The organism is Streptomyces sp. NBC_00223, from assembly GCF_036199905.1.
Taxonomy (GTDB): domain Bacteria; phylum Actinomycetota; class Actinomycetes; order Streptomycetales; family Streptomycetaceae; genus Actinacidiphila.
Genome location: NZ_CP108109.1, coordinates 2,850,547 through 2,876,230, shown reverse-complemented (window position 1 = coordinate 2,876,230; position 25,684 = coordinate 2,850,547). Strand labels below are relative to the sequence as shown.

Here is a 25,684-nt window from a genome sequence, read left to right as displayed (position 1 = left end):
GCGTACCGCGTTACCTCTATAGGGGCACTTGGCGGTAACCGTTACTCCATGATGGCGGTGCGGCGGTAACGTGGCAAGCGTGGAACAGCCCGGAGTACGCGATCCCGCCCCCGAGCCGCTGCGGCTGGTGCAGGATCTGGTCAACACCGTGGACCTGGAGAGCGGTCCCGATGAACTGGCCACGCCGGACGCCCTCACGGCATGGCTGCGGGCCCGCGGTGTCGACAGCCCGGATCTCGGCGCGGACGGGCTCGCCGACGCGCTCGCCCTGCGGGAGGCGCTGCGGGACGTGTGCTCGGCGCACGCGGGCGCGGACCTGCCCGCGGAGACCCTGGAGACGCTGGACCGGCTGCTCGCCCGCGGGCCCCTGCGGCTGACGTTCGACCCGCTGGGCGCCGCCGCCCTCCACCCGGTCGACGGGCTGACCGGTGTACCCGCGCTCACCGCCCGGGTCGCCGCCGCCGTCGCGGCCGCGACCGCCGACGGCACCTGGCAGCGGCTCAAGGCGTGCGCCGCCGACACCTGCCGGTGGGTCTACTACGACCGCAGCCCGGCGGGCCGCAGTCGCTGGTGCTCGATGGCGATCTGCGGCAGCCGGGCGAAGATGCGGACGTACCGGAAGAACCGGGTTTCGTAGCGGCGGGCGGCCGGACCGGGGCCCGGCCGCCGCAGCGGATCAAGCGCTCAGGCGGTGGGGCGGCCCATCGCGCGGTACGTCCAGCCGGCCTTGCGCCACAGCTCGGGGTCCAGCGCGTTGCGCCCGTCGAGCAGCGAGCGCCGGCCGGCGACCTCCGCCAGCGCGGCCGGGTCGAGTTCGCGGAACTCGCGCCACTCCGTGAGGTGCAGGACGACATCGGCGCCGCGGACCGCGTCCACCGCGGTGGCGGCGTAGCCCAGGGTGGGGAACAGGGCGCGGGCGTTGTCCATGCCCTTGGGGTCGTAGACGGTGACCTGACCGCCCTGGAGCTGGATCTGGCCCGCGACATTCAGTGCGGGGGAGTCGCGTACGTCGTCGGAGTCGGGCTTGAAGGTCGCGCCGAGCACGGCGATCCGCCGGCCGAGGAAGCCGCCGCCCAGCGCCTCGCGGGCCATCTCCACCATGTGGGTGCGGCGGCGCATGTTGATCGAGTCGACCTCGCGCAGGAAGGTCAGCGCCTGGTCGGCGCCGAGTTCGCCCGCCCGGGCCATGAACGCGCGGATGTCCTTGGGCAGACAGCCGCCGCCGAAGCCGATGCCGGCCCGCAGGAACTTGTGGCCGATCCGGTCGTCGTAGCCGATCGCCTCGGCGAGCTTGGCGACGTCGCCGCCCGCGGCCTCGCTGACCTCGGCCATGGCGTTGATGAAGGAGATCTTGGTGGCCAGGAAGGCGTTCGCGGCGGTCTTGACGAGTTCCGCGGTCGGATAGTCGGTCACCACGAAGGGCGTGCCCTCCGCGACGGGCGCGGCGTACACCTCCCGCAGGACCGACTCCGCGCGCTCACTGGCGACACCGACCACGATCCGGTCCGGGTGCAGGGTGTCCTGCACGGCGAAGCCCTCCCGCAGGAACTCCGGGTTCCAGGCCAGCTCGGCGCCCTCGCCGACGGGGGCGAGTTCACTCAGCATCGCCGCGAGCCGGGCCGCGCTGCCCACCGGCACGGTGGACTTGCCGACCACCAGGGCGGGCCGCCGCAGATGCGGGGCGAGCCAGCTGAAGGCGTTCTCCACATAGCTCATGTCGCAGGCGAACTCCCCGCGCTTCTGCGGGGTGTTGACGCACACGAAGTGCACGTCGCCGAAGTCCGCCACCTCCTCCCAGGAGGTGGTGAAGCGCAGCCGCCCGGTGGAGCCCTCGATCCCGGCCACATGCCGGGCGAGCAGTTCCTCCAGGCCCGGCTCGTACATGGGGACCCGGCCCTGCGAGAGCAGTTCGATCTTGTGCGGCTCGACATCGAGTCCCAGCACCTCGAAACCGAGTTCCGCCATCGCGGCAGCATGCGTGGCGCCGAGATAGCCGGTGCCGATGACAGTGACCTTCAGAGGCATGCGCAGAGCATAGTCGTCACCGGCTGAACCAAACCCGGGGTGGGGGCGTGGCCATAGGTCCACAATGCGTCCATAGATCTGCTGGTCTCAGGGGCGGGGTGCGATCGTGTCCGACGACGGTGACAACGACCGCGTGAGCGGTGGGGACAACGCGGACAGTACGGACCGCGCGGTCGGTACCGGTGGCGCCGGTGGTACGGGCGGTGCGGGCGGGGAGCGTGAGCACCCCGGAGCCCTCGACGACCTGCTGGCGACGGGAGCGCCCGGGGACGTACGGCCCGAGGCGGCCCAGGCGAAGGAGGACCCGAACGACTTCGCCGAGAACCCCGACGACGTACCGCCGCCGGTCCCCGACCGCCGCGCCCGGCGCCGCCGACGTACCCGCCGGGTGCTCTACGCCGCCCTCGTCCTGCTGTGCACGGGCGCGCTCCTGATCGCGGGCACCACCTACTGGGCGTACGAGCACTACACCGGCCGGGTCGAGCGCATCCCTCATGCCTTCCCCACCGACGTGCCCAAGGCCGCGTTGCCGCCGCCCTCCAAGGACGGCAGTCAGACCTTCCTGCTGGTCGGCGTCGACGCCCGCTCCGACCTGCCGACCACCGGCAAGGACGCCAAGGCCCCGGAGTGGAAGCCGGGCGCCCAGCGCAGCGACACGATGATGCTGGTGCACCTCCCGGCCGACCACAAGAACGCGTATGTCGTCTCGCTGCCCCGCGACTCCTGGGTGAGCATCCCCGGCCACGGCAAGGCCAAGCTGAACGCCGCCTTCTCCTGGGGCGGCCCGCCGCTGCTCATCGACACCGTGCAGCGGCTGGCCAAGGTGAAGATCGACCATCTCGCGGTCATCGACTGGAGCGGCTTCAAGAAGCTGACCGACGCGGTCGGCGGCGTGGACATCACGGTCGACAAGACCGTCTCGCGGCGCAACGGCCCCGGCGGCGTCTGGACCGCCGGCCCCCATCACATGAACGGCAGCGACGCGCTCGACTACGTGCGCGAGCGCTACGGCCTGCCGCGCGGCGACCTCGACCGCACCCACCGGCAGCAGAACTTCCTGCGGGCCGTGCTGAGCAAGATGCTCTCCGGCGGCACCTTCACCAATCCGCTCAAGCTCAAGCGCACCCTGGACCAGGTCACCTCGGTCGTCAGCGTGGACGACCGGCTCTCCGACGGCGATCTGCGCGGCCTGGTGTGGAACATGCGCGGGGTGCGTTCCTCGGACATGGTCTTCATGAACGCGCCCGTCGCCGGATTCGACACCATCCAGAAGCAGTCGGTCGTCCTGCTCGACCAGAACGGCACGTCCGAGCTGTGGGAGGCGATACGCAACGACACCATGGCCGACTACGTGGCCACCCACACCCTGGACACCCTCGGCGACAAGGTGTCGTGACCGTCGCGCGCCCGCCGGACGGGGGGTGCGCCCGGCGTTTCCCGGACCCACTCGTAGGGGACAACTCCATTTTTAGGACGGTCAGTTGACGTGTATGACCGGCACTTGACCGCGATCTACAGTGCTGTTCCCCATCGGCACGGAGCGGGACGGTTCCGGGTGAGCCTCTTCGAACAGGATCGGCCCTTCCTCGACGCCCTGGGCGCGAAGGCACGGGCCGAACTGCTCGCGCTGGGCACCCCGCGCGACTACGAGCCCGGAACGCTGCTGCTGCGGGAACGCTCCGGGACGTCGTACGTGATCGCGATCCTCGACGGCTGGGCCGCGGTGACCACCGGGACCGAGCGCGGCAACCGGCTGATCCTGGCGTTGCGCGGGGCGGGCGCGATCGTCGGCGAGATGGCCGCGCTCGACCGGGGCACCCGCAGCGCGACGGTCGGCGCGCTGGACCGGGTACGGGCGGTGGTGCTGACCGGCGACCGCTTCCGCCGCTATCTGGCCGGTCACCCGGCCGCCGGTGAACTGGTGCTGCGGCAGCTCAGCAACCGGCTGCGCGGCGCCGACGCGGAGCGGCGGGCGCTGGCCTCGGAGACGGTTCTTCAGCGGCTGGCCGCGCGTCTGGTGGAGCTGGCCGACCGCACCGGCCGGCCCGGCGACGGCGGGACCGTCATCGACCTGCCGCAGTACGACCTGGCGGCGGCGGTCGGCGCGACCCGGGAGGCCGTCGCCAAGGCGCTGCGGCTGCTGCGGGAGCAGGGTGTCGTCCGCACCGCCCACCGCAGGCTGACCATCGCCGACCCCGAGCCGCTGCGGCTGCTGGCGGCCGGACGCGGAGAACCGCCCTCCCCGTATGTGTAAGCGGCTACATACAGCCCGGGTCCCCGGCGGGATCCTGACGTCTCCGGCGCAGCACGCGGGGGGTAGGGGTGAGCAGTCCACAAGCCGTCCACCGGCTGGTGATCAGCGGGGACGTCAAGGGGTCGGGACGCCTCGGCCACCTGGCGAAGCCGCTGGTCCGCAAGGTGATGTACGAGATCTTCGTCGCCTCCGCGTCGCCTCCGCGCCGCCACCGAGCCCGAGTCGGCCCGCCGGGTGCGCTACTGGGAGACCGGCGAGGGGCAGGACGGCGCCGGCGCGCCGGGCGACGGTGACGCGCCGGACCCGGGCACGCGGTGACGCGTCGCGGCGTGACGGGCCGTGAGGCAGCGGATCGGGACGGGCAGGGGAACACGCGCTGAACCGTACGGCGCGGGGGAGAGGGGGAGCCATGGCCGAGGGAACGGGCGAAGCGGCGTCGGCCGGGGCGCTGTTGGTGGCGGAACGGCTGCTGGGCGCGGTGCGGGAGGAGATCAGCCGGGCCGACTCCAAGGCGTCGATCCTGCTGTCCGGCGCCGTCGCGGTCCTCGCGGTGCTGGCCGCGGGGCCGCAAGGGGCGGTCGGGCACGGGCCGTTGGTGGTGCTGGGCGCGGTGGCGTGGTGCGCGGGCATCGTGCTGCTGGTACTCGGCGTGCTGCCGCGTACCCGTCCCTCCACCGGGCACGCCTCGCTGAGCGTGCTCCAGGCCGGCACCGATGTGGAGCGGCTGGGCCCCGCCGTACGGGAGGCGGGCGGCGATCCCGGGCGCTGGCTGCTGGAGCAGGCGTGCGACCTCGGCGTCATTCTGCACGCGAAATACCGCTGTGTGCGCGGGGCGATGGCCTGTCTCGCGGTGGCCGCCGCGCTCGTCGCGCTCGGCCGGTGGTGACCGGAAATCACCGGCCGGTGGTGGCCGCGAGAGCCGGCCGGTAGGCAAACCTGCTTTCGTCCCAAGTCTGTAATAAGCGCGAGCCGAACCGCGCGGCCACGGACGTACTTTGGGCCAGTGGGGAGGTTTAGAGTGCGGTTTGCGCTCAATTGACAAGCGCTTGCGGGGACTTGTAGAGGTGTGAGGGCCGTCAGCGGGGACGGGGGGCGATTCGTCACCTGCTGGACGGCCTTCCACGCTTCTGCTCCGAGTCACGTGAAGGGCAAACGTGTCCATATCCCGCCGCACCTCTCTTACGGTGCGTTCCATCGGCGTTGCCTCCGCCGCAGCCGCGCTCGCGCTGGGCGTCGCAGGCAACGCGTTCGCCTGCTCCATCACCGAGTTCACCGCCGCCGCCTCGTGCGACGACGGTCATGGCGTCATCACCGTGACCGACAAGGACACCACGACCTTCGTCACGATCACGGTCTCCCAGGGCAAGAACCAGGTCGGTTCCCAGACCCACGTCAAGGGAACCAAGGCCGGTCTGCCCGTCGCCTTCTCCGTGGACTGGCAGCCGAGCACGACCTACACCGTGCGCGTCGTCAAGGAGAACCAGCGTCACGACGTCGTCGGCACCAAGCAGCTGAAGACGCCCCGCCAGGCGTGCGTGACCACCCCGCCGGCCGACAACGGCGGCAACCCGCCGGCGGACGACAACCCGCCCGCGGACAACGGTGACAACCCGCCGGTCGACAACGGTGACAACCCGCCTGCGGACAACGGCGATAACCCCCCTGCGGACAACGGTGACAACCCGCCGGCCGACAACGGCGACAACCCCCCTGCGGACAACGGTGACAACCCGCCGGCCGGCAACGGGGACAACCCGCCCGCGGACAACGGCGACACCCCGGTGGACTCCACGACCACCAGCCCGGCCACGGCGGACACGACCAGCCCCGCGGCGGTCGTCGACGACACCAACTCGCCGTCGCCCTCCGGCGCGACCAACCTGGCCGAGACCGGTGGCGGTTCCAGCACCGGGATGATCGCCGGTATCGCCGGCGCCCTGGTGGCCCTCGGCGGTGGCGCGGTCTTCATGCTGCGTCGTCGCACCCCGGCCGCGCGTCACTGATCGGTCACATACGTCACGGGTCTGTACCCGGCGCGTACCTGTCACCTTGAAGGCGATACGCTGCGACGCCGCCGTCGCTCCATGACGGCGGCGTCGCACCATTCGCAAGTCAAACAGGGGGCACCCATGGCCATTCGCAAGTCCACCATGCAGGAGCAGGTGGCGCAGGCCATCGCGCAGATCAACCCGGGCGACAAGCCCATCGTCACGATCCACACCGTCACCGGCCCCAGCCCGTGGCTGATGGACAACCTGGGTCTGCTGGGCCAGGCGTTCGTCAAGTACTACTTCGTCACGGTCACCGAGCAGGCCGTGGTCTTCCACAAGGCCGGCCGGATGACCGCCCGCCCCAAGGAACTGGTGGCCGCGATACCGCGCGCCGAGGCGGCCGGCCTGGTCAGCGACGTCCGGCGCAAGGCGCTGTGGAGCTCGCTGCGCTTCCAGCTGCCCGGCCAGACCAAGCCGACCCGGCTGAACGTGGGCCGTTACTGGCGCACCGAGCTGGACCAGTGGGTCCCGGCCGTGACCGGCACCGCCATCGCTTCCTGAACCGCCCGCGCGGTTCGGCGACCGGCAAGGAACGTACCCGGGGATACCAGGAAACGGCCCCGGCCCCGCGCGGTGAGCGCGGTGGCCGGGGCCGTTTCCCGTACGCGGCCGGGGCCGCTCCGGTACGCCGGTGGCCGGCCTACGGGCCGGCCGACCGTCCGGAGCGGGGCCCTGGGCTACTGCGTGATCGTCACCTTCTGGTCGTTCTTCAGCTCGTCGAAGAGCTTCTTCGCCTTCGTCATGTCCCACTTCACGGCGTCGCCGTCGTTCGGCGTCAGATAGTTGGCGCTGGCGATCGGCACCGTCATCTGGTTGCCGTCGCCGCCGGTCACGCCCTTCATCGCCCAGAACATCGACGCGAGGTTCGACAGGCTCATCTTCTTGTCGACGATCAGCGTGTCCAGGCCGGACCCGATCACCGGGTAGAGCTTGAACGGGTTGAGGATCGTGGACGGCGAGGCGGCCTGGTGGGCCAGGGTGGACAGGAACTTCTGCTGGTTCCGCATCCGGCCCAGGTCCTGGTCGGCCTCCTGGTGCCGCTGCCGTACGAAGGCCAGCGACTGCTTGCCGTTGAGCTCCTGGCAGCCCTTGTCGAAGTCCGCGCCGGACGCCTTGTCGTGCAGCGGCTTGTCCAGGCACATGTGCACACCGCCGAGCGCGTCGACCAGGTTCACAAAACCGGCGAAGCCGATCTCCGCGTAGTGGTCGATGTGGATGCCGGTGTTGTACTCGACGGTCCGGGTGAGCAGTTCCGGGCCGCCGTCGGCGTACGCGCGGTTGAGCTTGTGCGTGGAGGCCGCGTACCGCTTGCCGGACTCCTTGCCGGTGAAGGCCGGGATCGTGACGTACGAGTCGCGCGGCAGGCTCAGCATCGTGGTGCCGTTGCCGCCGGTGTGCAGGATCATCATCGAGTCGGTGCGCTGGCCCTCGGCGGCGCCGGTGTGCAGCTCCTTCTCGTCCTGCTTGGTCAGACCCTCACGGCTGTCGGAGCCGACGATCAGATAATTGGTGCCCTTGCCCGCCGCCGGCCGGTCCTCGACCTTGCTCAGGTCGACCTCGCGGCGGACCTTGGAGTCGGCCCAGAAGTACGTCGACACGGACACGACCAGCAGGACGACGACCAGCCCGAGCGCCGTCCAGCCGATCTTCTTGCGCATGCTCCAGCGCGGCCGCCGGGGCCCGCTGCCGCCGTTGCCGCCCGTGGCCGGAGGCCACGGACCGCCGCCGGAACCGCCGCCCGGCTGGGCCCGGCGGTCGGACTGCGGCGGAACTCCCCCGGCGGCCGCGGCGGCGCGGCGCGGCGACAGCTCGGGGGGCAGCGGGGGCTCATTGAGCCTGCGCTGCTCGGTGTCATCGCTCCAACCGTTCATGTCGGCAAGTGTGCCCGGCCGCCGGGGACGACCGGGAATCCAAGGCGGTTCTGTAGCAGATCCGATGCATTACCTCAACCACCACGGCGGTTCCGTAACGGACATAAGGTGGAGGACATGATCGAGTCGTCCACTTCGCAGGGAACGCCGGACCCCCTGCCCACTCCGGCCGTGCCGGTGACCCCCGGCAAGCCCACTTCCGTCTCCCGCATCACGCTCTCCCACATCATGAGCGCCCACGACACCAACCTGATGGGCACGGTGCACGGCGGCGTCGTGATGAAACTGGTCGACGACGCGGCGGGCGCCGTCGCCGGACGTCACTCCGAGGGCCCGGCGGTCACGGGCGCGATGGACGAGATGGCCTTTCTCGCGCCGGTCAGGGTCGGCGACCTCCTGCATGTGAAAGCCCAGGTCAACTGGACCGGCAAGACCTCCATGGAGGTCGGCGTCCGGGTCGTCGCCGAGCGCTGGAACGAGTCGGGCCCGGCCCAGCAGGTCGCCAGCGCGTATCTCGTCTTCGTCGCCGTGGACGCGGAGGGCAAGCCGCGCCCGGTGCCGGAGGTGATCCCCGAGACCGAGCGGGACCAGCGCCGCCGGCAGGAGGCCCAGATCCGCCGTACCCACCGCCTGGCGCGGCGCCGGGCGATCCTCCAGCTCCGCGAGGAGCGCGCCGCGGAGGGCCTGGACGACTGAGCGGGGTCGCCGTCCCCGGCGGATCTTTGCCCGTACGGCCCGGGCGTGTCGCCGACCTGCGGGTACGCCGGGGCCCGGCTGCCCGTTACGTGCTCGCCCGGCGCCCCCGCCCGCCCGTTACGCGCACTGCACCTCGTCCCCGCTGACCGCGCCGTCGCCGGACGCCTTCGGCGCCGGGGGAGGCCCCGTCACCGGGCTGACCTTCGTGTAGTCCGCGCCCAGCGTGATCCGCAGCACCGCGCCCAGCCCGGGCGCCGCTTCGAGCCGGGTCCCGGGCAGCGCCACGGCCAGCGCCTTCGCCGAGCGGTCCCACCGGGGGTCGTAACGGATCACGGTCCGCGCGCTGTGCCGGTCGGCGGTCGTGGGCATGCCCGGGGTGACAAAGCCGCCGGCGTGCAGGGCCTGCTGCGCGGAGGCGGCGAGGCCGCTGATCCCGGTGGCGTTCTCCACCGCGACCCGGATCTGTGACGGCGCCACGTCCACCTGGGTCCCCTTGGGCCCGGACGGGGACGAGGGCGCGGGCCGCGGCGCGGTCAGCGGCTTGTCGGCGCGGATCGCCGCCCACAGCCGGCCCGCCTTCTCGTTGTCCCACTTCACGGTGGAGCCGACGCCCGGCACAGGGAAGTTCGGATTGCTCAGCGGCACCGTGGCGAACTCCGAGGAGTTGTTCGAGAAGCCCTTCATGCTCCGGGCCAGCGCGATCAGGTCGGTCGGATCGAAGCCCTGGTCCGCGCGGACCGACCCCAGTACGGTGCTCGCGACCCGCTCCAGCTTCACCGGGTTGGTCAGTGTGCCCCCGCTGGTGATCTTGTGCACGACCTGCGCCACGAAGCGCTGCTGCCGCTGCATCCGCCCCAGGTCCGCGTCCCCGTCGATGTGCCGCGACCGTACGTACTGCAACGCCTCGCCGCCGTTCAGCGTCGTCGTACCCACCGGGAGGTCCAGGCCGCTGTACGCGTCCTTGAGCCGACGGGAGGTGCAGACCGGTACGCCGCCGAGCACGTCGACCGTCTTCATGAAGCTGACGAAGTCCAGCTCCAGATAGTGGTCGATGTGCACACCGGTCAGCTGCTCGACCGTGCGGACGGTGAGCTTGGGACCACCGTCCGCGTACGCCTCGTTGATCTTGGCGGGATGGGCGGCCGGAGCCGACGCGGCCTGTTGGGTGCCGGTACCGGGGACGACCCGCGGCAGCATCACATAGGAGTCGCGCGGGATGCTCACGACGGCCGCCCGCTGCCGGTCCTCCGAGAGGTGGACCAGCATGATGGTGTCCGTGCAGTGGCAGGGCGCGCCGCCCAGGTGGTACTGCTGCTTCTCCATCGGGTCCAGCCCGTCGCGGCCGTCGGTGCCGACCACCAGGAAGTTGGTGCCCTTGGAGCCGCCCGGACGGTTCTGCATGCCGCCGAAGGCGTCCACCCGGTTGATCGCGCCGTCCAGACCGGCCACCACCGCGTGCCCGATGCCGCTCGCGGTGATCACCAGCAGGGCGAGCCCGCCGGCGATCCGGGTGCTCAGCCGGACCGGCGGCCGCCGCTTCGGACGCCGGCCGGCCGGCTGCCGGGGGTACGGCCCGCGCTCCGCGGACCGCCGGACCGGAGCGCGCGGCGCGGGTGTACGGGGGGCCGGTGGCAGGGCTGTCGGCGGGCGAGGTGGGGAGAGCCGCCCGCTTCCGGGCGGAACGCGTCGGGTGGGCGGCACGGGGACCTCCGAACGGCGGGGTGCTGAACCCGTTCAGGCTAGGGACAAATAGGACTGTCAGTCTTGCCCCCACGCACCGGGGTCCCCCGATCGCGGTAACGTTTCCCACGATGAACGCCGCCACTGACCCCGCGCTCCCGGCCGTCTCCGTGATCATGCCGGTGCTCAACGAAGAGCGCCATCTGCGTAACTCCGTCCGGCACATCCTGGAACAGGACTATCCGGGCGAGCTGGAGGTCGTCATCGCGCTGGGTCCCTCCCAGGACCGCACCGACGCGATCGCGGCCGAACTCGTCGCCGAGGACCCGAGGGTCCACACCGTGCCCAACCCCACCGGACGGACGCCCGCCGCGCTCAACGCGGCGATCAGCGCCTCCCGTCATCCGGTCGTGGTACGTGTCGACGGTCACGGGATGCTCTCGCCGAACTACATCGCCACCGCCGTACGCCTGCTGGACGAGACGGGCGCGGCCAACGTCGGCGGCATCATGCACGCCGAGGGCGAGAACGACTGGGAGCGCGCGGTGGCCGCCGCGATGACCTCCCGGATAGGCGTCGGCAACGCGGCCTTCCACACCGGAGGCGCCGCCGCCCCCGCCGACACCGTCTACCTCGGCGTCTTCCGCCGCGAGGTGCTGGAGCGGCAGGGCGGCTACAACGTGGAGTTCATCCGCGCCCAGGACTGGGAGCTGAACTACCGCATCCGCGAAGCCGGTCATCTCATCTGGTTCTCGCCCGAGTTGCGGGTCTCCTACCGGCCCCGGCCGAGCGTGCGCGCCCTCGCCAAGCAGTACAAGGACTACGGCCGCTGGCGCCGGGTCGTCACCCGCTACCACCGTGGCTCGGTCAACCTCCGCTATCTCGCCGCCCCCGCGGCCCTGCTCGCCAACGCGCTGGGTGTCGTCGTCGGCGCCGCCCTCACCCCGTGGGCGCTGCTGGTCCCGGCCGCCTATGTCGCCGGCATCACGCTCGGCTCGCTGCCGGCCGGCCGCGGACTGTCCTTCGGCGCCAGGCTGCGTATCCCACTGGCGCTGGCCACCATGCACATGTGCTGGGGCTACGGCTTCGTCACCAGCCCCCGTTCGCTGGCCCGCCGGGTCATCGCCAGCCGCCGCCGGGCGGTCACCGAGGAGACGGCGGAGACGACGCCCGCGTAGCCGAGCGGACACCGGACATACGAGCGGGCCCGCCGGAAGTTCTTGGGTTCTAACGGTCCTCGCAACACCTGCGATCTGTGGGAGTTGCGGGGACTGTGGGCGTTGAGTGTGGGGATCGTGTGGGGTTGCGGGAGCGTTTCCTTGCGCGGCTGGATGCTGTGGGGAACGTGACGGTGGTGGCCCGTGAGCTGGGGGTGAACCGGAACACTGCTTTCGGCTGGGCCCGGAAGGCCGGACAGGGCTCGGTGCGCCTGCCGCGGCGGCATCCCGGGCGGGATGAGTACGAGCGGCTTCGGGCCGCCGGTGTCGCACGCCGGGTGGCGGCCCGGCAGGTCGGTGTGAACGAGCGCACGGCCAAGGACTGGGACTGGGGCGTCAAGAAGAGCGGCACCACACGCACCTATGCCGACGGCCGCCGTGTCGACTACACCACCGGGACCGTCACGATGGGCGGTGTGACCACAGTACCGGTGGGCCTGCCAGCCCTGGAAAAGCAACTGCATCCGCGATTTCTGACACTGGCCGAGCGCGAACAGATCCGCGATCTGCGTGCGCTGGGCTGGTCGCTGCGGGCGATCGGGCGTGCCCTGGGGCGGCCGGCGAGCACGGTCAAGCGGGAGATCGACACGAACTCCGGCACCGGGGGCTACCAGCCCTACGCCGCCCACCGCGCCGCTGCCGCGCGCAGGCCCCGGCCCAAGGACCGCAAACTACTGCGCGAGGGACGGCTGCGCCGCTTCGTCCAGGACGGACTGCGCAGGCGGTGGTCACCGGAGCAGATCTGCCACGCTCTGTTCAAGGAGCATCCCGACGACCGGAGCATGCGGGTGAGCGTGGAAACGATCTACCAGGCACTGTACTTCCAGGCCCGTGGCGGCCTGAGGCGGGAAGTGCAGGCCGCCGTCCGTTCCGGCCGGACCCGCCGCAAACCACGCCGCGACCCGCAGCGGCGCACACCACGGTTCACCGACCCGATGGTGATGATCAGCGACCGCCCCGCCGATATCGAGGACCGGGCGGTGCCCGGCCACTGGGAAGGCGATCTGATCATCGGCGCGGGCGGGCGCTCCGCGATCGCCACCCTGGTCGAGCGGACCACCCGCTACACCATGCTGGTCCACCTGCCCGGCGCAGCCCACGACGCCGAAACCGTCCGCGACGGCCTCGTCGCCACGATCCAGACCCTGCCCGCCCACCTGCGCGGCTCCCTCACCTGGGACCAGGGCAGCGAGATGGCACGCCACCAGCAGTTCACCATGGCCACAGGCATGCCCGTCTACTTCTGCGACCCCGCCTCACCCTGGCAACGCGGCTCCAACGAAAACACCAACGGCCTGCTCCGCCAGTACTTCCCGAAGGGAACCGACCTCAGCATCCACAGCCCCGAAGACCTCGAACACGTCGCCCAGGAACTCAACGGCCGCCCACGCAAGACACTCGACTGGGATACCCCAGCCGAGCGCCTACGTGATCTACTCACCACCTGAAACCAGGCGGTGTTGCGACGACCCCATGAACCCAAGGTTCTCCGGCGGGCCCGCTCGCGTGCGAGGCGGCGACGGCCTCAGTTGCCCCTGTAGCGGTACGGCCCGTACACCGGCATGCACTTGTCCTCGTCGGCGCCGTTGACCGCCTGGGCGGTCTTCGGGACCGAACCCGCGTCCGGCAGCGTCTTGCTGAAGTCGGTGCCTTCCTTCCAGTCCGCGCCGACCGTCAGGGTGATCGACTGCACGTCCGCCGACGCCTTGACGTAGGAGGACGGGATCTTCATGGCCTTGGCCACCGCCGTCGCGTCGGCCTTGCCCTGGTCGCCGTCGGCCTTGGGGTAGGTGAGGGTCGTGCCCCGGCTGGGCTTCTGCTCCTGGCTCGTGGCGGCCTGGGTGAAGCCCGCGGTCTTCAGCGCGGTGGCGATGTCACCCGCGCGGCCGGAGGTCGCCGTGCCGGTGGCGTCGCCAGCCGTGCCGTTGACCACCGTGACCGGGATGGTCGCGGAGTCCGCCGCGGCCGGACCCTTCGGGGTGGGTCTCGGCTTGGCCTTCGAGCCGCCGGGGGCCTTCGGCTTGCCGTTGGCGTCCATGGCGATGTCGTTGCGCAGCAGCGACCAGACCTGGCCGGCGTCCGGAGCGGGCAGATAGTGCGCCTTCGGGTTCTCCGGGTCCTCGATGAACGGCATGGTCAGCATGGTGATCCGCTTCGGCGGCACGGTCTTGAGCTGCATCCCGAGGTCGTAGAGCTTCTTCGGGGTGCCGATCTCCTCGGACACCTCGAAGGCCGACATCGCCGTCGTCGCGATGTTGTTGAGCTTGCCCGGGTCGGTGAAGAGGTTCTGGCTGCGCAGCTGCCGGATCAGCGAACTCATGTACATGTGCTGGGCCTCCGACCGTCCGGCGTCGGACTCGAAGGCGTGCCGGGTGCGCAGCCACTGGAGCGCGACCTTGCCGTAGACCTTCTGCTTGCCGGCCTTCTTCAGCAGCAGTCCCGAGCCGCCGGGCTGCTGGGGCGTCGGGTGGTCCCACACGGGGTACTCCACGCAGACCTCCACCCCGCCGACCACGTCGGCCATCTTCACCACGCCGGAGAAGTCGATGGTCAGCCAGTGGTCGATGTAGACGCCGGTGAGGTTCTGTACGGTGGCCAGGGTGCAGCCCGCGCCGCCGCGGCCCAGCGAGGCGTTGATGATGTCGTTGGTCTTGGGGAAGACCTTGTGGGTCTTGGGGTCGGTGCACTCGGGTATGTCGACCCGGGTGTCGCGCGGGATGCTGACCACCGACATATTGCTGCGGTCGGCGGACAGATGCGCGATCATGATCACATCGGCCCGGGGCGCGTCCCCCACGGTGGACTTGGCGCCGCCGAGTTTGAGGTCCGCCGGGTCGTTGCGGCTGTCGGACCCCAGGATCATGATGTTCATCGCCGTCTTGCCCGCGGCGTTGGCCTTCGTCTTGGCCACATGGGTGTCACCGCTGCTGCGCTCGCCCTTGCGGATCTTGCCGGCCAGATACTCGTAATATCCGTACGCGGCGCCGGCCGTGCCCAGGACGGCGACCGCGGCGACTATCGCCACCCAGCGGAACACCTTGCGTTTTTTGCTCTTGTGGCCCCGTGGACCGCCCCGCCGGTGACCGCCGCCGCTCGTCTGACCGCCTCCGCCGCCGCCGGCCCGGTGCGAGCCGGGCCCCGAGCGCTGCTCGGGTACCGCCTCCGAGCCGGAGCCCCGCCCCTCGTCCCGGCCGCTGTCCGTGCCGGGGGCGTACGACCTGCCGCTTTCGTGGTGGAGTCCCTGGTCCCAGCCCAGGTCGTCGGCGTTCGAAGCGGCCCCGTAACCGTTGCCCCCGACCGTTCTGTCACGCACTCGAACCCCTCTCCACCGATCCGGGCTTACTTTCGGCCATCCGACTATCAGACGGCTACGGGTGGCGCAGAGTTGCACACCTGGCGCACATCATTGCGTACGTCATACAAGGTTCGGAATCAGCGGCCTAACCTACGCATGCCGTGCTGTTCGCCTCGGTCTTGTCGACACCGTCCGGCAGCGTCGTGGGCGGGGCGATCGCGGTGCCGGGCTTGGTGAAGTCCTTGCCGAGGGTCAGCGTCATGTACGCGAGCGGCGCGGCGTCGACGGTGCCGGGCTTGAGGGCGGAGGCCGGCAGGCCCATCATCGCGGCCAGCGAACGGGCCTGGTCGGCCTGGTTCGGCGCGTACACCAGGGTCGTGCGCTCTATCGGCGTGGGCGCGTTGCCGCCGTTGTCCGAGCGGTTGACGCCCTTGTCGTTCTGCAGCCAGTTGACGGTGTCCTGCGCGGCGCCGAGGACCCCGCTGCCGTTGAGGACATTGACGCGCGTGTCGTGCGGGGTCGCCTTGGGGCCCTTCAGCTTGGCGTCGGACGCGGCCGCCTTCTTCTTCTTCACCTTGGTGAGCGAGACATCGTTCCTGATCATCGAGAACAGCTGAGGCGCCCTGGTGTCGTCGACGACGACGGTCGCGCGCACCTTCTCGTCGGGATTGTCGACCACCGGCACCGTGATGAAGCTGATGTGCTTGGCGTCGACCTTGCTCAAGTCCTTGGCCAGGCTGGTCAGCTTGCTGACGCTGCCGATCGCGGTGTCCACGGTGAGCGCCTTCGTGGCGGCGTCGCCCAGTGTGTAGAGCTTCTTGGGGTTGGTCAGGGTGCCGCTCGACTTGATCTGGCGGATCATCGCGCTGAGGAAGTTCTGCTGGAGCTGGATCCGGTCCAGGTCGCTCTGGTTGCGCAGCGCGTGCCGGGTCCGTACGAACTCCAGCGCCTGCTCGCCCTCCAGCTTGTGCGGGCCCGCCGACAGGTTGAGGTGCGACTTGGGGTCGACCAGCGGGCGGTTCAGACAGACGTCCACGCCGCCGACCGCCGTCGAGAGAGTCTTGACGGCCTCGAAGTTGACCATCATGAAGTGGTCGACCTGTATGCCGGTGAGCTGCTTGACCAGACGCATCGTGCAGCCCGGGTCACGGCCGTCCTGTCCCAGGGACTCGTTGAACTTCGGGCTGCTGAGCCCCTGCGGGGTGCCCGGAATGGTCCTGGTGCTGCCGTCCTTCTGCTTGGTCGGGCAGTCGGGGATCCCGGTGACGATGTCCCGGGGGATGCTCAGCGCGGTCGCGTTGCTGCGGTCCGCGGAGACATGGAAGAGGATCGTGGTGTCCGCGTGGCCCACGCTGCCCGCGTCGCCGTACTTCTTGCCCAGGCCCTCACGGCTGTCGGTGCCGATGACCAGGATGTTCATCGGCCCGTCGTGGGTGACGCCCTTGCTGCCCGCGTCGCCGACGTCCACGGTGGTGATGTTGTTGTTGAAGTGCTCGTAGACCAGATAGCCGCCGACGGTGGTCGCGACGAGGACGAAGCCGATGACGCCGCCGGTCCAGGTGAGCGCCTTCCGCTTGCGCGACATCCCGGGCTTGGCCCGGCGGCGGCCGCGTGCCCCCGCAGCCGCAGCCGCGGCCGAGGCGGCGGCGGTACGGGCGGCCCGGCGGCCCCCGGGGGCGGGTACGGTGGGCCCGGCGGGCGAGCCGGCCGGAGTGTCGGCGCCGGAGGAGCGGCCGGTGCCGCCGGACTTCGCGGAGTCGCCGTACTGCCCCTGGGCCGGCACACCCGGTGACGCGTCGAGGTCCGGGTCCAGCCGCAACTGGTACGTCCCCGTGGCCGGGTCCAGCACCCACTGGTCCGCCGGGTCGATGTTCCTACGGCCTTGCGTGTCCACGGTCCCTCGGGTCCTCCGTCCGGGGTCAAGCCGGATCGCTCACATTAGCCGCCCAGTTCAGCGCCGATATGCGTCCGTGACAAATTCCGCATCCCTACAACCGGACAAAACCTGCCCAATCTGTCCGAGGTTTGGCCGGGGCTTTCAGCGGGTTTTCACCGGTCTTTGCCGCAGATGTCACGATCGACGGTCGTCCCCGGGTACGTGGGTCCGGTTGTCGCGCCGGCGGAGGGAGTACCCGTGGACGAGGTGCCGGGGGAGGGGGTGCCGCTTGTGACGTTGACCGCGCGGTCCGCCTGGAGCGCGGCGAAGAGCTGGTCGGCCTCCGGCTGGAGAAGCTGGTCGCGGTTGCGGTCCGCGGTGTACTGCTCGCGCGGCAGGGTGAGGAAACGTATCGCGTCCGACGGCGTCTTCTGCAGGCTGTTGACCAGGCTGTACAGCTCGCTGAGCGAGTCGAGGCCGGGGTCCGCGGTGAGCGCGCTCGTGGCGGCCTGCAACAGCGGGTAGAGCTTGAGGGGATTGAGCAGGACCCCGTTGCCGCGCACCTTGCTGATCAGCGAGGCGAGGAAGTCCTGCTGGCGTTCCATGCGCTGGGTGTCGCTGCCGTCCCCGATGCTGTAGCGGGCGCGGACGAAGCCGAGCGCCTGCTCGCCGTTGAGCTTCTGCCGGCCCGCGGGCAGGTCGAGGTGCGCCTTGGTGTCGTGCACGGGCTCGGCCACACAGACCTCCACCCCGTCCACCGCGTCGACCATCTTCTTGAACCCGCTGAAGTCCACGATGAGGTGGTGGTCGATCCGGACGCCGGTCATGTCCTCGACGGTACGGATCGTGCAGGCCGCTCCGCCCCCCTCGAAGGCCCAGTTGAACTGCTCGAAGCGGCCCGGCCTGGTGCTGCCGTCCGGCCGGGTGCAGTCCGGCACGTGGGCCATCAGGTCGCGGGGGATGCTGACGGCGGTGGCGCTGCTGCGGTCGGCCGACAGATGCAGCAGGATCGTGGTGTCGGAACGCTGGGTGCCGCTGTCCTCGCCGTACTTCTCGTTGCCGTCGCCGCGGTTGTCCGATCCGATGAGCAGGATGTTCTCGGCCTTGGTCGGGCCCTCGGTGGGGCGCTCCGAGGCGTGGATCATGAGCTGGTTCTCGGTCACGGTGTCGGTGGTGATGTTGCCGTCGAGGCGCTGGTAGAAGTACCAGACGCCGCCCGCGAGCGCCAGCACGAACAGCGCGGTGCAGGCGGCGACGACCCGCAGCCAGCGAAAGCGGCGCGGCGCCGCGGACCCGGCGGACGCAGCGGGGTCCGGGGCGTCCGGGGCGTCCGAGGTGTCGGAAGCGGAGTCGCCGCCCGGAGGCTCTGCTGGCGTGGTCACGTCGGCCGCCTGTCCCTTTGTGGGTCACCTGATACCGGTTGGCGCCGGAGAGGGGACCCGAATACCAGACCGGCATTCGTTCAGACAGTCGAATGGGCTTCTTGGTTGCCCGAGGAATCGATTCTGCCGAGGAGTTCCCCGGCGGGCGGGTCGCCGGGCAACTCCCGTGACTAGAGGGCGGTGTGGGTGACGCGCTCGGCGGCCCTGCGCTGGTCCAGGCGATCGGCCGGGAGTTGGTCGAGGTGACGGCACAGCACGACGGAGGCGTCGGCGGCGAGCGGCGCGAGCAGACCCGCGGCCAGCCCCTCCCACCCGTCGTACGGCAGCCCGGACAGCAGCCGTGAGCCGCTCTCCAGGCCGAGCCGGCCGGCCTCGTCACGTGCCCGGGACACCACGTCCCCGGCCGTCAGTACCTCACCGCCCGGCAGTTCCAGCGCGGGCGCCTCCGGGCCGATCGGCACGTAGGGCGCGAACCGGTCGCCCTGGCCGGGTACTTCGACCGCGTAGTCGGCGAACCCCGGCGGCGGCTGCGGAAAGCGCCCGCCCAGCGGCCGCAGCGCGAGCGCGATCCGCTCACCGCCGCACGCCCGGGCCGCCTCCAGCGTGTCCGGCCCGCTCACCACGAGGTCGGCGCCCGCCGGATCGCCGCCCGGCGCCACGACCACCCCGGTCGAGAACGCGGCCAGCAGCCACACCGCCGTCTGCCAGTGCGCGGGCAGCAGCAGCGCGAGCCGGTCACCGGGCTGCGCCCCGAGGTCGTCCTGGAGCAGATTCGCGGTCTTCGACACCCAGTTGCCGAAGGTGGCCACCGACAACTCGACCCGTTCACCGGTCGCGTCGTCGTAAAAAGTGATCAACGGACGGCCGGGGTCGGTACGGAGGGCGTCGGCGAGCAGTCCTGCGGGGGTCTGGGCGCGGGGGGTCACAACGGCCAGGCTACCTGGCATGATCGGGGTGGCCGCGAAGGGCCGTACGGGGACGGCGGGTTGGCCTCGGGGTCGATGGACCGTCACGGCGCTATTCTTATGTTTTGCGGCTTATGGGACCATCTTTGCCATGCGTGCACTGGACAGTCTTCCGGCGACCGAAGCCATCCTCCTCGTCGGAGGCAAGGGCACCCGGCTGCGGCCGCTCACGGTCCACACGCCGAAGCCGATGATCCCGGCGGCCGGTGTGCCGTTCCTCACCCACCAGCTGACCCGGGCCCGCGCCGCGGGCGTCGAGCACATCGTGCTCGCCACCTCCTACCTCGCCGAGGTCTTCGAACCGCACTTCGGCGACGGCTCCGCGCTCGGGCTGCACCTGGAGTACGTCACCGAGACCGATCCGCTCGGCACCGGAGGCGCGATCCGCAATGTCGCCCACCTGCTGCGGGCCGCGCCCGGCGACCCCGTACTCGTCTTCAACGGCGACATCCTCACCGGCCTGGACATCCCCGCGCTCGTCGCCACCCACCGCCGTGACGGCGCCGATGTCTCGCTGCACCTGACGAAGGTCGAGGACCCCCGCGCGTTCGGCCTCGTGCCGACCGACCCCGACGGCAGGGTCACCGCCTTCCTGGAGAAGCCGCAGACGCCCGAGGAGATCGTCACCGACCAGATCAACGCGGGCGCGTATGTCTTCACCCGCTCGGTGATCGACACCATCCCCACCGGGCGGCCGGTCTCCGTCGAACGCGAGACCTTCCCCGGACTGCTCGCCGCCGGCGCGCGGCTGCGCGGCATGGTCGACTCCACGTACTGGCTGGACCTCGGCACCCCGGCGGCGTTCGTCCGCGGCTCGGCGGACCTCGTGCTCGGCCACGCGCCCTCGCCCGCCGTCCCGGGCCGGCGCGGCGAACGGCTGGTGCTGCCCGGCGCCGAGGTCGCCGCCGACGCCAAGCTCTCCGGCGGCACCTGCGTCGCCGAGGGCGCGGTCGTCGGCCCGGGCGCGCGCGTCGAGGGCAGTACGGTCCTGGCGGGCGCCCACATCGAGGCCGACGCGGTGGTCCGGGACTCCCTGGTCGGCGCGGGCGCCCGGATCGGCAGCCGTACGGTGCTGGACGGCGCGGTCGTCGGCGACGGGGCCGTCATCGGGGCCGACAACGAACTGTGCCGGGGCGCCCGGATCTGGTGCGGCGCGCGGATCTCGGCGGGCGCGATCCGCTTCTCGTCCGACCAGTAGGCCAGGTAAGCCGGGCAGGCCGGGCAGGGCCGGCAGGTGCCCCGGGGGCCGCGCGGGCGCCCCGGGGGCCGCGCGGGCGCGCCGGGTACGCTTCGCCGGGTGCACCCCCCTCGAACGCGTACGAGCGCCGGCGCGCCGCGTACCCGGACCTGGGCACCCGACGGACCGCTCGACGTCCGGCTCACCCTCATGCCGCTGCGCCGCGGCGGCGGCGACCCCGCGTTCCGGATCACGCCCGACGGCACGGTCTGGCGGGCCAGCCGTACGCCCGAGGGTCCCGGCACCCTGCGGATCACCGGCAGCCCGGCGGCGATCGAGGCCCACGCGTGGGGACCGGGCGCGCAGTGGCTGCTCGACACGCTGCCGGGGCTGCTCGGGGCCGACGACGACCCGTCCGCGTTCGTCCCCCGGCACCGCGTGGTGCACCAGGCCCACCGGCGCAACCCCGGGCTGCGGCTGACCCGTACCGGACTCGTGCTCGAGTCGCTGATCCCGTCGGTCCTGGAGCAGAGGGTCACCACGGGGGAGGCGTACCGGGCCTGGAAGCTGCTGCTGGCCCGGCACGGCGAACCGGCCCCCGGACCGGCCGACCGGATGCGGGTCATGCCCGACGCGCGGGGCTGGGCGCTGGTGCCCTCCTGGGACTGGCACTGGGCGGGCGTGGACGACAAGCGGGCCTCCACGGTGCTCAGGGCGGTCCGCGTCGGGTCGCGGATCGACGCCCTGGCCGGGCTGGACGCGGCGCGGGCGGCGGCACGTCTTCGGACCGTCCGCGGCATCGGTCCGTGGACGGCCGCCGAGACGCTGCAACGCAGCCACGGCGCCGCGGACGAGGTCACGGTGGGGGATCTGCACCTGCCGCACCACATCGGCTACGCGCTGACGGGGGAGCGGCGGTCGGACGACGAGACGATGCTGCGGCTGCTCGAGCCCTACGCCGGGCAGCGGCACCGGGCCGCCCGGCTGATCCTGCTGGGCTCCCCGACGCCGCCCCGCCACGGCCCGCGCCTGGCCCCCAACCCGCCGCCCCGCGACGCGTGACGCCGGGGGCGGCGGGTCGCGGGCAAGGGGGCGACCACAAGGCCCAGGCCGGTCGCGGGGCCGGCCGACCCGGCCCCGCGCCGGTCAGCGGACGGTCAGGAAGGCGTCGACCGGGCGGTCGACGCGGGCCGCCGGCACCGCGCGGGACCGGCCGATGGCCACCGCCCCCATCGGGTCCCAGTCGTCCGGCAGGTCGAGCACCTCGCGCACCACGTCCCGGCAGAACATCGTGGACGACACCCACGCCGACCCCAACTGCTCCCCGGCCAGCGCGACCAGGAAGTTCTGCACGCCCGCCCCGGCCGCGACCACGAACATCTCCCGCTCGGCGGCGGCCCGCCGCGCGTCCGGGTAGGCGTGCGCGCCCTCGGCGACCAGACACGGCACCACCAGGTAGGGCGCGCGCCGCAGCACGTCCCCCCGCCGCAGCCGCTTCGCGACGCTCTCCTCGGAGAAGCCGTCCCGCCGCAGGTCCGCCGCCCAGGCGTCCCGCATGGCGTCGAGCAGCCGGCCCCGTACCTCCGCCGACTCCAGCAGCACGAACCGCCACGGCGTGGTGTGGTGCGGCGCGGGCGCGGTGACCGCGAGCGCGACCGCCCGCCGTACCGCCGCCGGGTCGACCGGGTCGTCGGTGAACTCACGGACCGTACGCCGCAGCGACACCGCCTCCCGTACGGCCTCGGACGTGCCGAGCCGGAACATGTCGTCGGCGGCCCGCCGTACCAGCGGCCGGGCGCCCGGGTCGTCGGCCGCGGGCTCCGGGAGGACCGCGCCGGGCAGCCCTCGGACGACCGCCACGGGCACGCCCGACGCCTTGCCCTTGACGAGATCCCCCGCCGCGGCCAGTTCGTCCGCCGTGGCGGTGACGGTCACACTCAGCGGATTGCCGTACGCGTCCCGCCCGCCGCGCAGGTCGTAGAGCACCCGTACCCCGGAGGCGCCGATCGCCACGTCCGTGAGGCCGGAGCGCCAGGGCCGCCCGAAGGTGTCGGTGACCAGGACGCCGACCCGCACGCCCAGGGTGTCGGCCAGGCCCTCGCGGATGCGCCGGGCCGAGGCGTCGGGGTCCTCGGGCAGCAGCAGTACGGTGCCGGGGGCGGTGTTGGACGTGTCGACGCCCGCCGCGGCCATCACGAAGCCGTGCCGGGTCTCCACGATCCGGGTCGGCCCCCGGCGCGCCACGAGCCGTACCGCCTCGGCGTCTATCGCGGCCTCGCGGTCGTCGGCCCGCAGGATCCGGCCCTCGGCCTTGCTGACGATCTTGGAGGTGACCAGCAGGACGTCCCCGTCGGCGAGTGCGACGCCGGTCGCGGCGATCAGCTTGGCGAGGTCCTCGCCCGGCTGGACCTCCCCGATCCCGGTCACCCCGAAGACCTCGTAGCGCGGCGCGGAACCGGTGGCGGCCGCCGGGCTCATGCCCGTACCTCCTCGGCGAGCGTCAGCGCCTGCCGGGCCATCTCGGCGGTGGCGTCCGCGCTGTCCATCAGCAGCGGTACGGCACGGCAGCGGATGCCGGCGGACTCGACCTCGTCGACGGCGGCCGCGTCCACGGTGTCGACCAGCCAGCCGTCGAGCAGCCCGCTGCCGTAGTGCGCGGCGACGGCCGCGGCGGTGGACTCCACGCCGACCGCGGCCAGCACCTTGTCGGCCATGCCGCGCACGGGCGCGCCGCCGATGACCGGGGAGAGACCGACGACCGGCACCCCGGCCTCGGCGATGCCCTCGCGGATACCGGGCACGGCGAGGATGGTGCCGATGCTGACCACCGGGTTGGACGGCGGGAAGACGATCACATCGGCGGCGGCGATGGCTTCGAGCACGCCGGGCGCGGGCTTGGCGCCCTCCGCGCCGACCGGCACGACGGCGTGCGCCGGCACCGCGGCCCGCAGCCGTACCCAGTACTCCTGGAAGTGCACGGCCTTGCGCTCGCCGTCGAGGTCGACCAGGACATGTGTCTCGATCCGGTCGTCGGACATCGGGATCAGCCGCACCCCGGGCTTCCAGCGGGCGCACAGCGCCTCGGTGACGGCGCTCAGCGGATAGCCGGCGCCGAGCATCTGGGTACGGACGATGTGGGTGGCGAAGTCCCGGTCGCCGAGGCCGAACCACTCCGGGCCGACGCCGTACGCGGCCAGTTCGTCCTTCACGGCGAAGGTCTCGTCGGCGCGGCCCCAGCCCTGCTCCTCGTGGATGCCGCCGCCGAGGGTGTACATCACGGTGTCGAGGTCGGGACAGACCTTCAGCCCGAACAGATGGATGTCGTCTCCGGTGTTGCCGACGACGGTGATGTCCGCCTCCGGCGCCGCTGCCTTGAGGCCGCGCAGGAAGCGCGCTCCTCCGATACCTCCGGCCAGAACCACGATTCGCATGCGCACCAGTCTGTCAGCCCGCCGCGGCGGGCCGGGCCGCTATGTCCCGGCGGGGGCCGCCGCGGGGAGGTCCGCCGGGCCGCCCGCCGTACGGCCGCCCGCCGTTACCGCCGGCCGGTCCGCCGCCGTGCGCCGGTGCGGCGCGGCTCCGTCGGCCGCGTGGCCCGTGGGCAGGCAGGCGTACGGCGTCATCTCGGTCAGGCCCGGGAAGTAGATGTGCAGGCTGACGGCGGGCTCCAGCGAGTCGTTGACGACCTCGTGGACATAGCCGGGGGCGAAGACGCGCTGGTGTCCCGCCGCCAGGGTGCGGCCGGCCTCGCCGCGGGCGGTGAGGGCGCGTTCGCGCAGGGTGCCGTCGAGGACGGTGAGCACGCCGGAGGAGCGGCCGTGGTCGTGCAGCCCGCTGCTCTGCCCGGGCAGCCAGCTCAGCAGCCACACCTCGTAGCCGGGGCCGGTCCGCAGGCGCGCGTACCAGCGGGTGGTGGCGTCGTAGCGCACCAGGGGAGCCCAGTGCGCGCGGTCGGCGGCGAGGGAGCGGGCGAGGCCGGCGAACTCCGCGACGGTGCCGGGGTGTTGCGGCACCGGGGGGAGCAGATGGGGCAGGGCGAGCGGGTCACCGGCGATGGAGACGTCGGAGTACATGGGGAGGAGTTCCTCGAAGATGCGCGTGAAGCGGGCGATGCCGGGACCGGACGCGGTCCATCGGCGTGGGCTCAGCGGCAACGACAGGAACAACAACAGCTCTGCGCGAGCGCGACGCAGCAGAACTCGGGGCGACGAGTCCTGACATGCGAAGGGCGCTCTGCGGGCATGCGGTCAAGGAGACCGGTCGGAGCGGTTGTTTGTCAACTTGATGTCCGGTATGTCGCTCAAGTTTCACCTGATCCGGCAACCTCCTTTCTCGAAAGGTTTGTGCATGGAAGTCTGCGGATAAGTGGTGCGGCATCCGTGCAGATCCGATGCAGATCGGTTTCCGGTCTGGGAGAACACGCCGCCCGGTGTGACGTTGTACTCCCGTGATCGAAATGTGATCCACAACGCTTCGGTCGAGCGGGCGGAACGCGGCCCGCCGCCGTGACGTCTGACGAGATGTGAACGTGGTCCGGCGGGACCGTGGTCGACGGATGCGGTCTTATGGGCCGATATCAACACTATCTGTCACTCCTTGGTTCAGCGGAGTGAATAACGGGCCCAATAGCAGATCTCGGCTTGACTGGCCCGGATCGGCACACTTGTAATTTCACTCGTGTCGTTCAGCCGGACATGGTGACGGCAGGCACAACACGGGGAAGCACGACAGACAGGGGCGCGCATGACCGAGCAGTTCCAGTTGCTGCTGGCCGAAGAGGCCGACGAGGAACTCGGCTGGCAGGAGCGCGCGCTGTGTGCGCAGACCGACCCCGAGTCGTTCTTCCCCGAAAAGGGCGGGTCCACGCGTGAGGCGAAGAAGGTCTGCCTCGCCTGCGAAGTCCGCTCCGACTGCCTGGAGTACGCCCTCGCCAACGACGAGCGCTTCGGCATCTGGGGCGGCCTGTCCGAGCGGGAGCGCCGCCGTCTGAAGAAGGGCGTCGTCTGAGATTCCGCTCCGGATCTGAGGCCTCCGCGCACGTCCACGACCCCACGCGCCCAGCCCGTCTTCCGTGCCCACCGGCACGGCAGGCGGGCTGCCGTTGTTCCCGCACCCGGACGGAGGCTGCGGTTTGAGCCGTTAGTGTGGGGGCCCGTCCGAGATGCGTACCCGCCACAGCGCGGGCTCACGCGTCC

The 25,684-nt window shown here is 71.6% G+C and carries 22 protein-coding genes; 12 read left to right on the top strand and 10 right to left on the bottom strand.

Going from position 1 to position 25,684, the window contains the following annotated elements:
* Positions 1 to 79: 79 nt before the first annotated feature.
* Complete coding sequence (locus tag OHA30_RS11985) at positions 80 to 637, top strand: CGNR zinc finger domain-containing protein (protein ID WP_328913802.1); 558 nt, start codon at positions 80 to 82, stop codon at positions 635 to 637.
* Between the two features lie 47 nt (positions 638 to 684).
* Here the strand turns inward: OHA30_RS11985 and OHA30_RS11980 are convergent, their stop codons facing one another.
* Entirely contained in the window at positions 685 to 2,025 is a 1,341-nt protein-coding gene (locus OHA30_RS11980) for a UDP-glucose dehydrogenase family protein (RefSeq protein WP_328913801.1), read from the bottom strand.
* Positions 2,026 to 2,131: 106 nt separating this feature from the next.
* On the opposite strand from OHA30_RS11980, the gene OHA30_RS11975 reads away from it, so the two are divergent.
* The 5 genes from OHA30_RS11975 to OHA30_RS11955 all read left to right on the top strand — a co-directional run bounded on the left by OHA30_RS11975 (position 2,132) and on the right by OHA30_RS11955 (position 6,831).
* A complete protein-coding gene (locus tag OHA30_RS11975; RefSeq protein WP_328913800.1) occupies positions 2,132 to 3,421 on the top strand; it encodes an LCP family protein in 1,290 nt (429 codons plus the stop codon).
* 159 nt (positions 3,422 to 3,580) lie between these two features.
* Positions 3,581 to 4,279: a Crp/Fnr family transcriptional regulator gene (locus tag OHA30_RS11970; RefSeq protein ID WP_328913799.1), complete on the top strand. Its 699-nt coding sequence runs from the start codon at positions 3,581 to 3,583 to the stop codon at positions 4,277 to 4,279.
* Between the two features lie 409 nt (positions 4,280 to 4,688).
* Positions 4,689 to 5,165, top strand: a complete 477-nt coding sequence (locus OHA30_RS11965; protein WP_328913798.1) for a Pycsar system effector family protein — start codon at positions 4,689 to 4,691, stop codon at positions 5,163 to 5,165.
* A 268-nt stretch (positions 5,166 to 5,433) separates the two neighbouring features.
* On the top strand, positions 5,434 to 6,282 hold the full coding sequence (locus OHA30_RS11960; protein WP_328913797.1) for an LAETG motif-containing sortase-dependent surface protein: 849 nt from the start codon (positions 5,434 to 5,436) through the stop codon (positions 6,280 to 6,282).
* 126 nt (positions 6,283 to 6,408) lie between these two features.
* Positions 6,409 to 6,831 (top strand): hypothetical protein, encoded by a 423-nt coding sequence (locus OHA30_RS11955; protein ID WP_328913796.1) that lies wholly within the window; start codon positions 6,409 to 6,411, stop codon positions 6,829 to 6,831.
* 176 nt (positions 6,832 to 7,007) lie between these two features.
* On the opposite strand, the gene OHA30_RS11950 is transcribed toward OHA30_RS11955, so the two are convergent.
* Complete coding sequence (locus OHA30_RS11950; RefSeq protein WP_328913795.1) at positions 7,008 to 8,201, bottom strand: LCP family protein; 1,194 nt, start codon at positions 8,199 to 8,201, stop codon at positions 7,008 to 7,010.
* Positions 8,202 to 8,318: 117 nt separating this feature from the next.
* Here OHA30_RS11950 and OHA30_RS11945 point away from each other — a divergent pair, with 117 nt between their 5' ends.
* On the top strand, positions 8,319 to 8,897 hold the full coding sequence (locus OHA30_RS11945) for an acyl-CoA thioesterase (protein ID WP_328913794.1): 579 nt from the start codon (positions 8,319 to 8,321) through the stop codon (positions 8,895 to 8,897).
* A 117-nt stretch (positions 8,898 to 9,014) separates the two neighbouring features.
* On the opposite strand, the gene OHA30_RS11940 is transcribed toward OHA30_RS11945, so the two are convergent.
* Positions 9,015 to 10,532 carry an LCP family protein gene (locus OHA30_RS11940; protein ID WP_443045128.1) on the bottom strand — a complete coding sequence of 506 codons (1,518 nt, stop codon included), beginning with the start codon at positions 10,530 to 10,532 and terminating at the stop codon, positions 9,015 to 9,017.
* A 176-nt stretch (positions 10,533 to 10,708) separates the two neighbouring features.
* Here OHA30_RS11940 and OHA30_RS11935 point away from each other — a divergent pair, with 176 nt between their 5' ends.
* Together OHA30_RS11935 and OHA30_RS11930 are read left to right on the top strand one after the other, a co-directional pair.
* A complete protein-coding gene (locus OHA30_RS11935) occupies positions 10,709 to 11,755 on the top strand; it encodes a glycosyltransferase family 2 protein (protein WP_328913792.1) in 1,047 nt (348 codons plus the stop codon).
* 251 nt (positions 11,756 to 12,006) lie between these two features.
* Entirely contained in the window at positions 12,007 to 13,242 is a 1,236-nt protein-coding gene (locus OHA30_RS11930; RefSeq protein WP_443045123.1) for an IS30 family transposase, read from the top strand.
* 77 nt (positions 13,243 to 13,319) lie between these two features.
* On the opposite strand, the gene OHA30_RS11925 is transcribed toward OHA30_RS11930, so the two are convergent.
* From OHA30_RS11925 to OHA30_RS11910, 4 genes are all read right to left on the bottom strand, one after another.
* Positions 13,320 to 15,107, bottom strand: a complete 1,788-nt coding sequence (locus OHA30_RS11925) for an LCP family protein (protein ID WP_328913791.1) — start codon at positions 15,105 to 15,107, stop codon at positions 13,320 to 13,322.
* Positions 15,108 to 15,234: 127 nt separating this feature from the next.
* A complete protein-coding gene (locus tag OHA30_RS11920; protein ID WP_328913790.1) occupies positions 15,235 to 16,983 on the bottom strand; it encodes an LCP family protein in 1,749 nt (582 codons plus the stop codon).
* A gap of 155 nt (positions 16,984 to 17,138) precedes the next feature.
* The gene (locus tag OHA30_RS11915; RefSeq protein WP_405785606.1) at positions 17,139 to 18,347 is read right to left on the bottom strand and encodes an LCP family protein; all 1,209 of its coding nucleotides are present in this window, start codon (positions 18,345 to 18,347) and stop codon (positions 17,139 to 17,141) included.
* Between the two features lie 170 nt (positions 18,348 to 18,517).
* A complete protein-coding gene (locus OHA30_RS11910; RefSeq protein WP_328913789.1) occupies positions 18,518 to 19,273 on the bottom strand; it encodes a TIGR03089 family protein in 756 nt (251 codons plus the stop codon).
* A gap of 130 nt (positions 19,274 to 19,403) precedes the next feature.
* Here OHA30_RS11910 and OHA30_RS11905 point away from each other — a divergent pair, with 130 nt between their 5' ends.
* Positions 19,404 to 20,510: an NDP-sugar synthase gene (locus OHA30_RS11905; protein WP_328913788.1), complete on the top strand. Its 1,107-nt coding sequence runs from the start codon at positions 19,404 to 19,406 to the stop codon at positions 20,508 to 20,510.
* A 99-nt stretch (positions 20,511 to 20,609) separates the two neighbouring features.
* Positions 20,610 to 21,551 (top strand): DNA-3-methyladenine glycosylase family protein, encoded by a 942-nt coding sequence (locus OHA30_RS11900; protein WP_405785607.1) that lies wholly within the window; start codon positions 20,610 to 20,612, stop codon positions 21,549 to 21,551.
* Positions 21,552 to 21,635: 84 nt separating this feature from the next.
* On the opposite strand, the gene OHA30_RS11895 is transcribed toward OHA30_RS11900, so the two are convergent.
* Genes OHA30_RS11895 through OHA30_RS11885 form a run of 3 tightly spaced genes read right to left on the bottom strand, consistent with a single transcriptional unit; the run spans position 21,636 to position 24,562 of the window.
* On the bottom strand, positions 21,636 to 22,967 hold the full coding sequence (locus OHA30_RS11895) for a coenzyme F420-0:L-glutamate ligase (protein ID WP_328913787.1): 1,332 nt from the start codon (positions 22,965 to 22,967) through the stop codon (positions 21,636 to 21,638).
* Entirely contained in the window at positions 22,964 to 23,920 is a 957-nt protein-coding gene (gene cofD / locus OHA30_RS11890; RefSeq protein ID WP_328913786.1) for a 2-phospho-L-lactate transferase, read from the bottom strand. Before cofD ends, OHA30_RS11895 begins: the two co-directional genes overlap by 4 nt.
* Positions 23,921 to 23,959: 39 nt before the next feature.
* The gene (locus OHA30_RS11885; RefSeq protein WP_328913785.1) at positions 23,960 to 24,562 is read right to left on the bottom strand and encodes a cysteine dioxygenase; all 603 of its coding nucleotides are present in this window, start codon (positions 24,560 to 24,562) and stop codon (positions 23,960 to 23,962) included.
* A 670-nt stretch (positions 24,563 to 25,232) separates the two neighbouring features.
* On the opposite strand from OHA30_RS11885, the gene OHA30_RS11880 reads away from it, so the two are divergent.
* Positions 25,233 to 25,496, top strand: coding sequence for a WhiB family transcriptional regulator (locus tag OHA30_RS11880; RefSeq protein ID WP_031519519.1), 264 nt, complete (start codon positions 25,233 to 25,235; stop codon positions 25,494 to 25,496).
* The last annotated feature ends 188 nt before the right edge of the window (positions 25,497 to 25,684 follow it).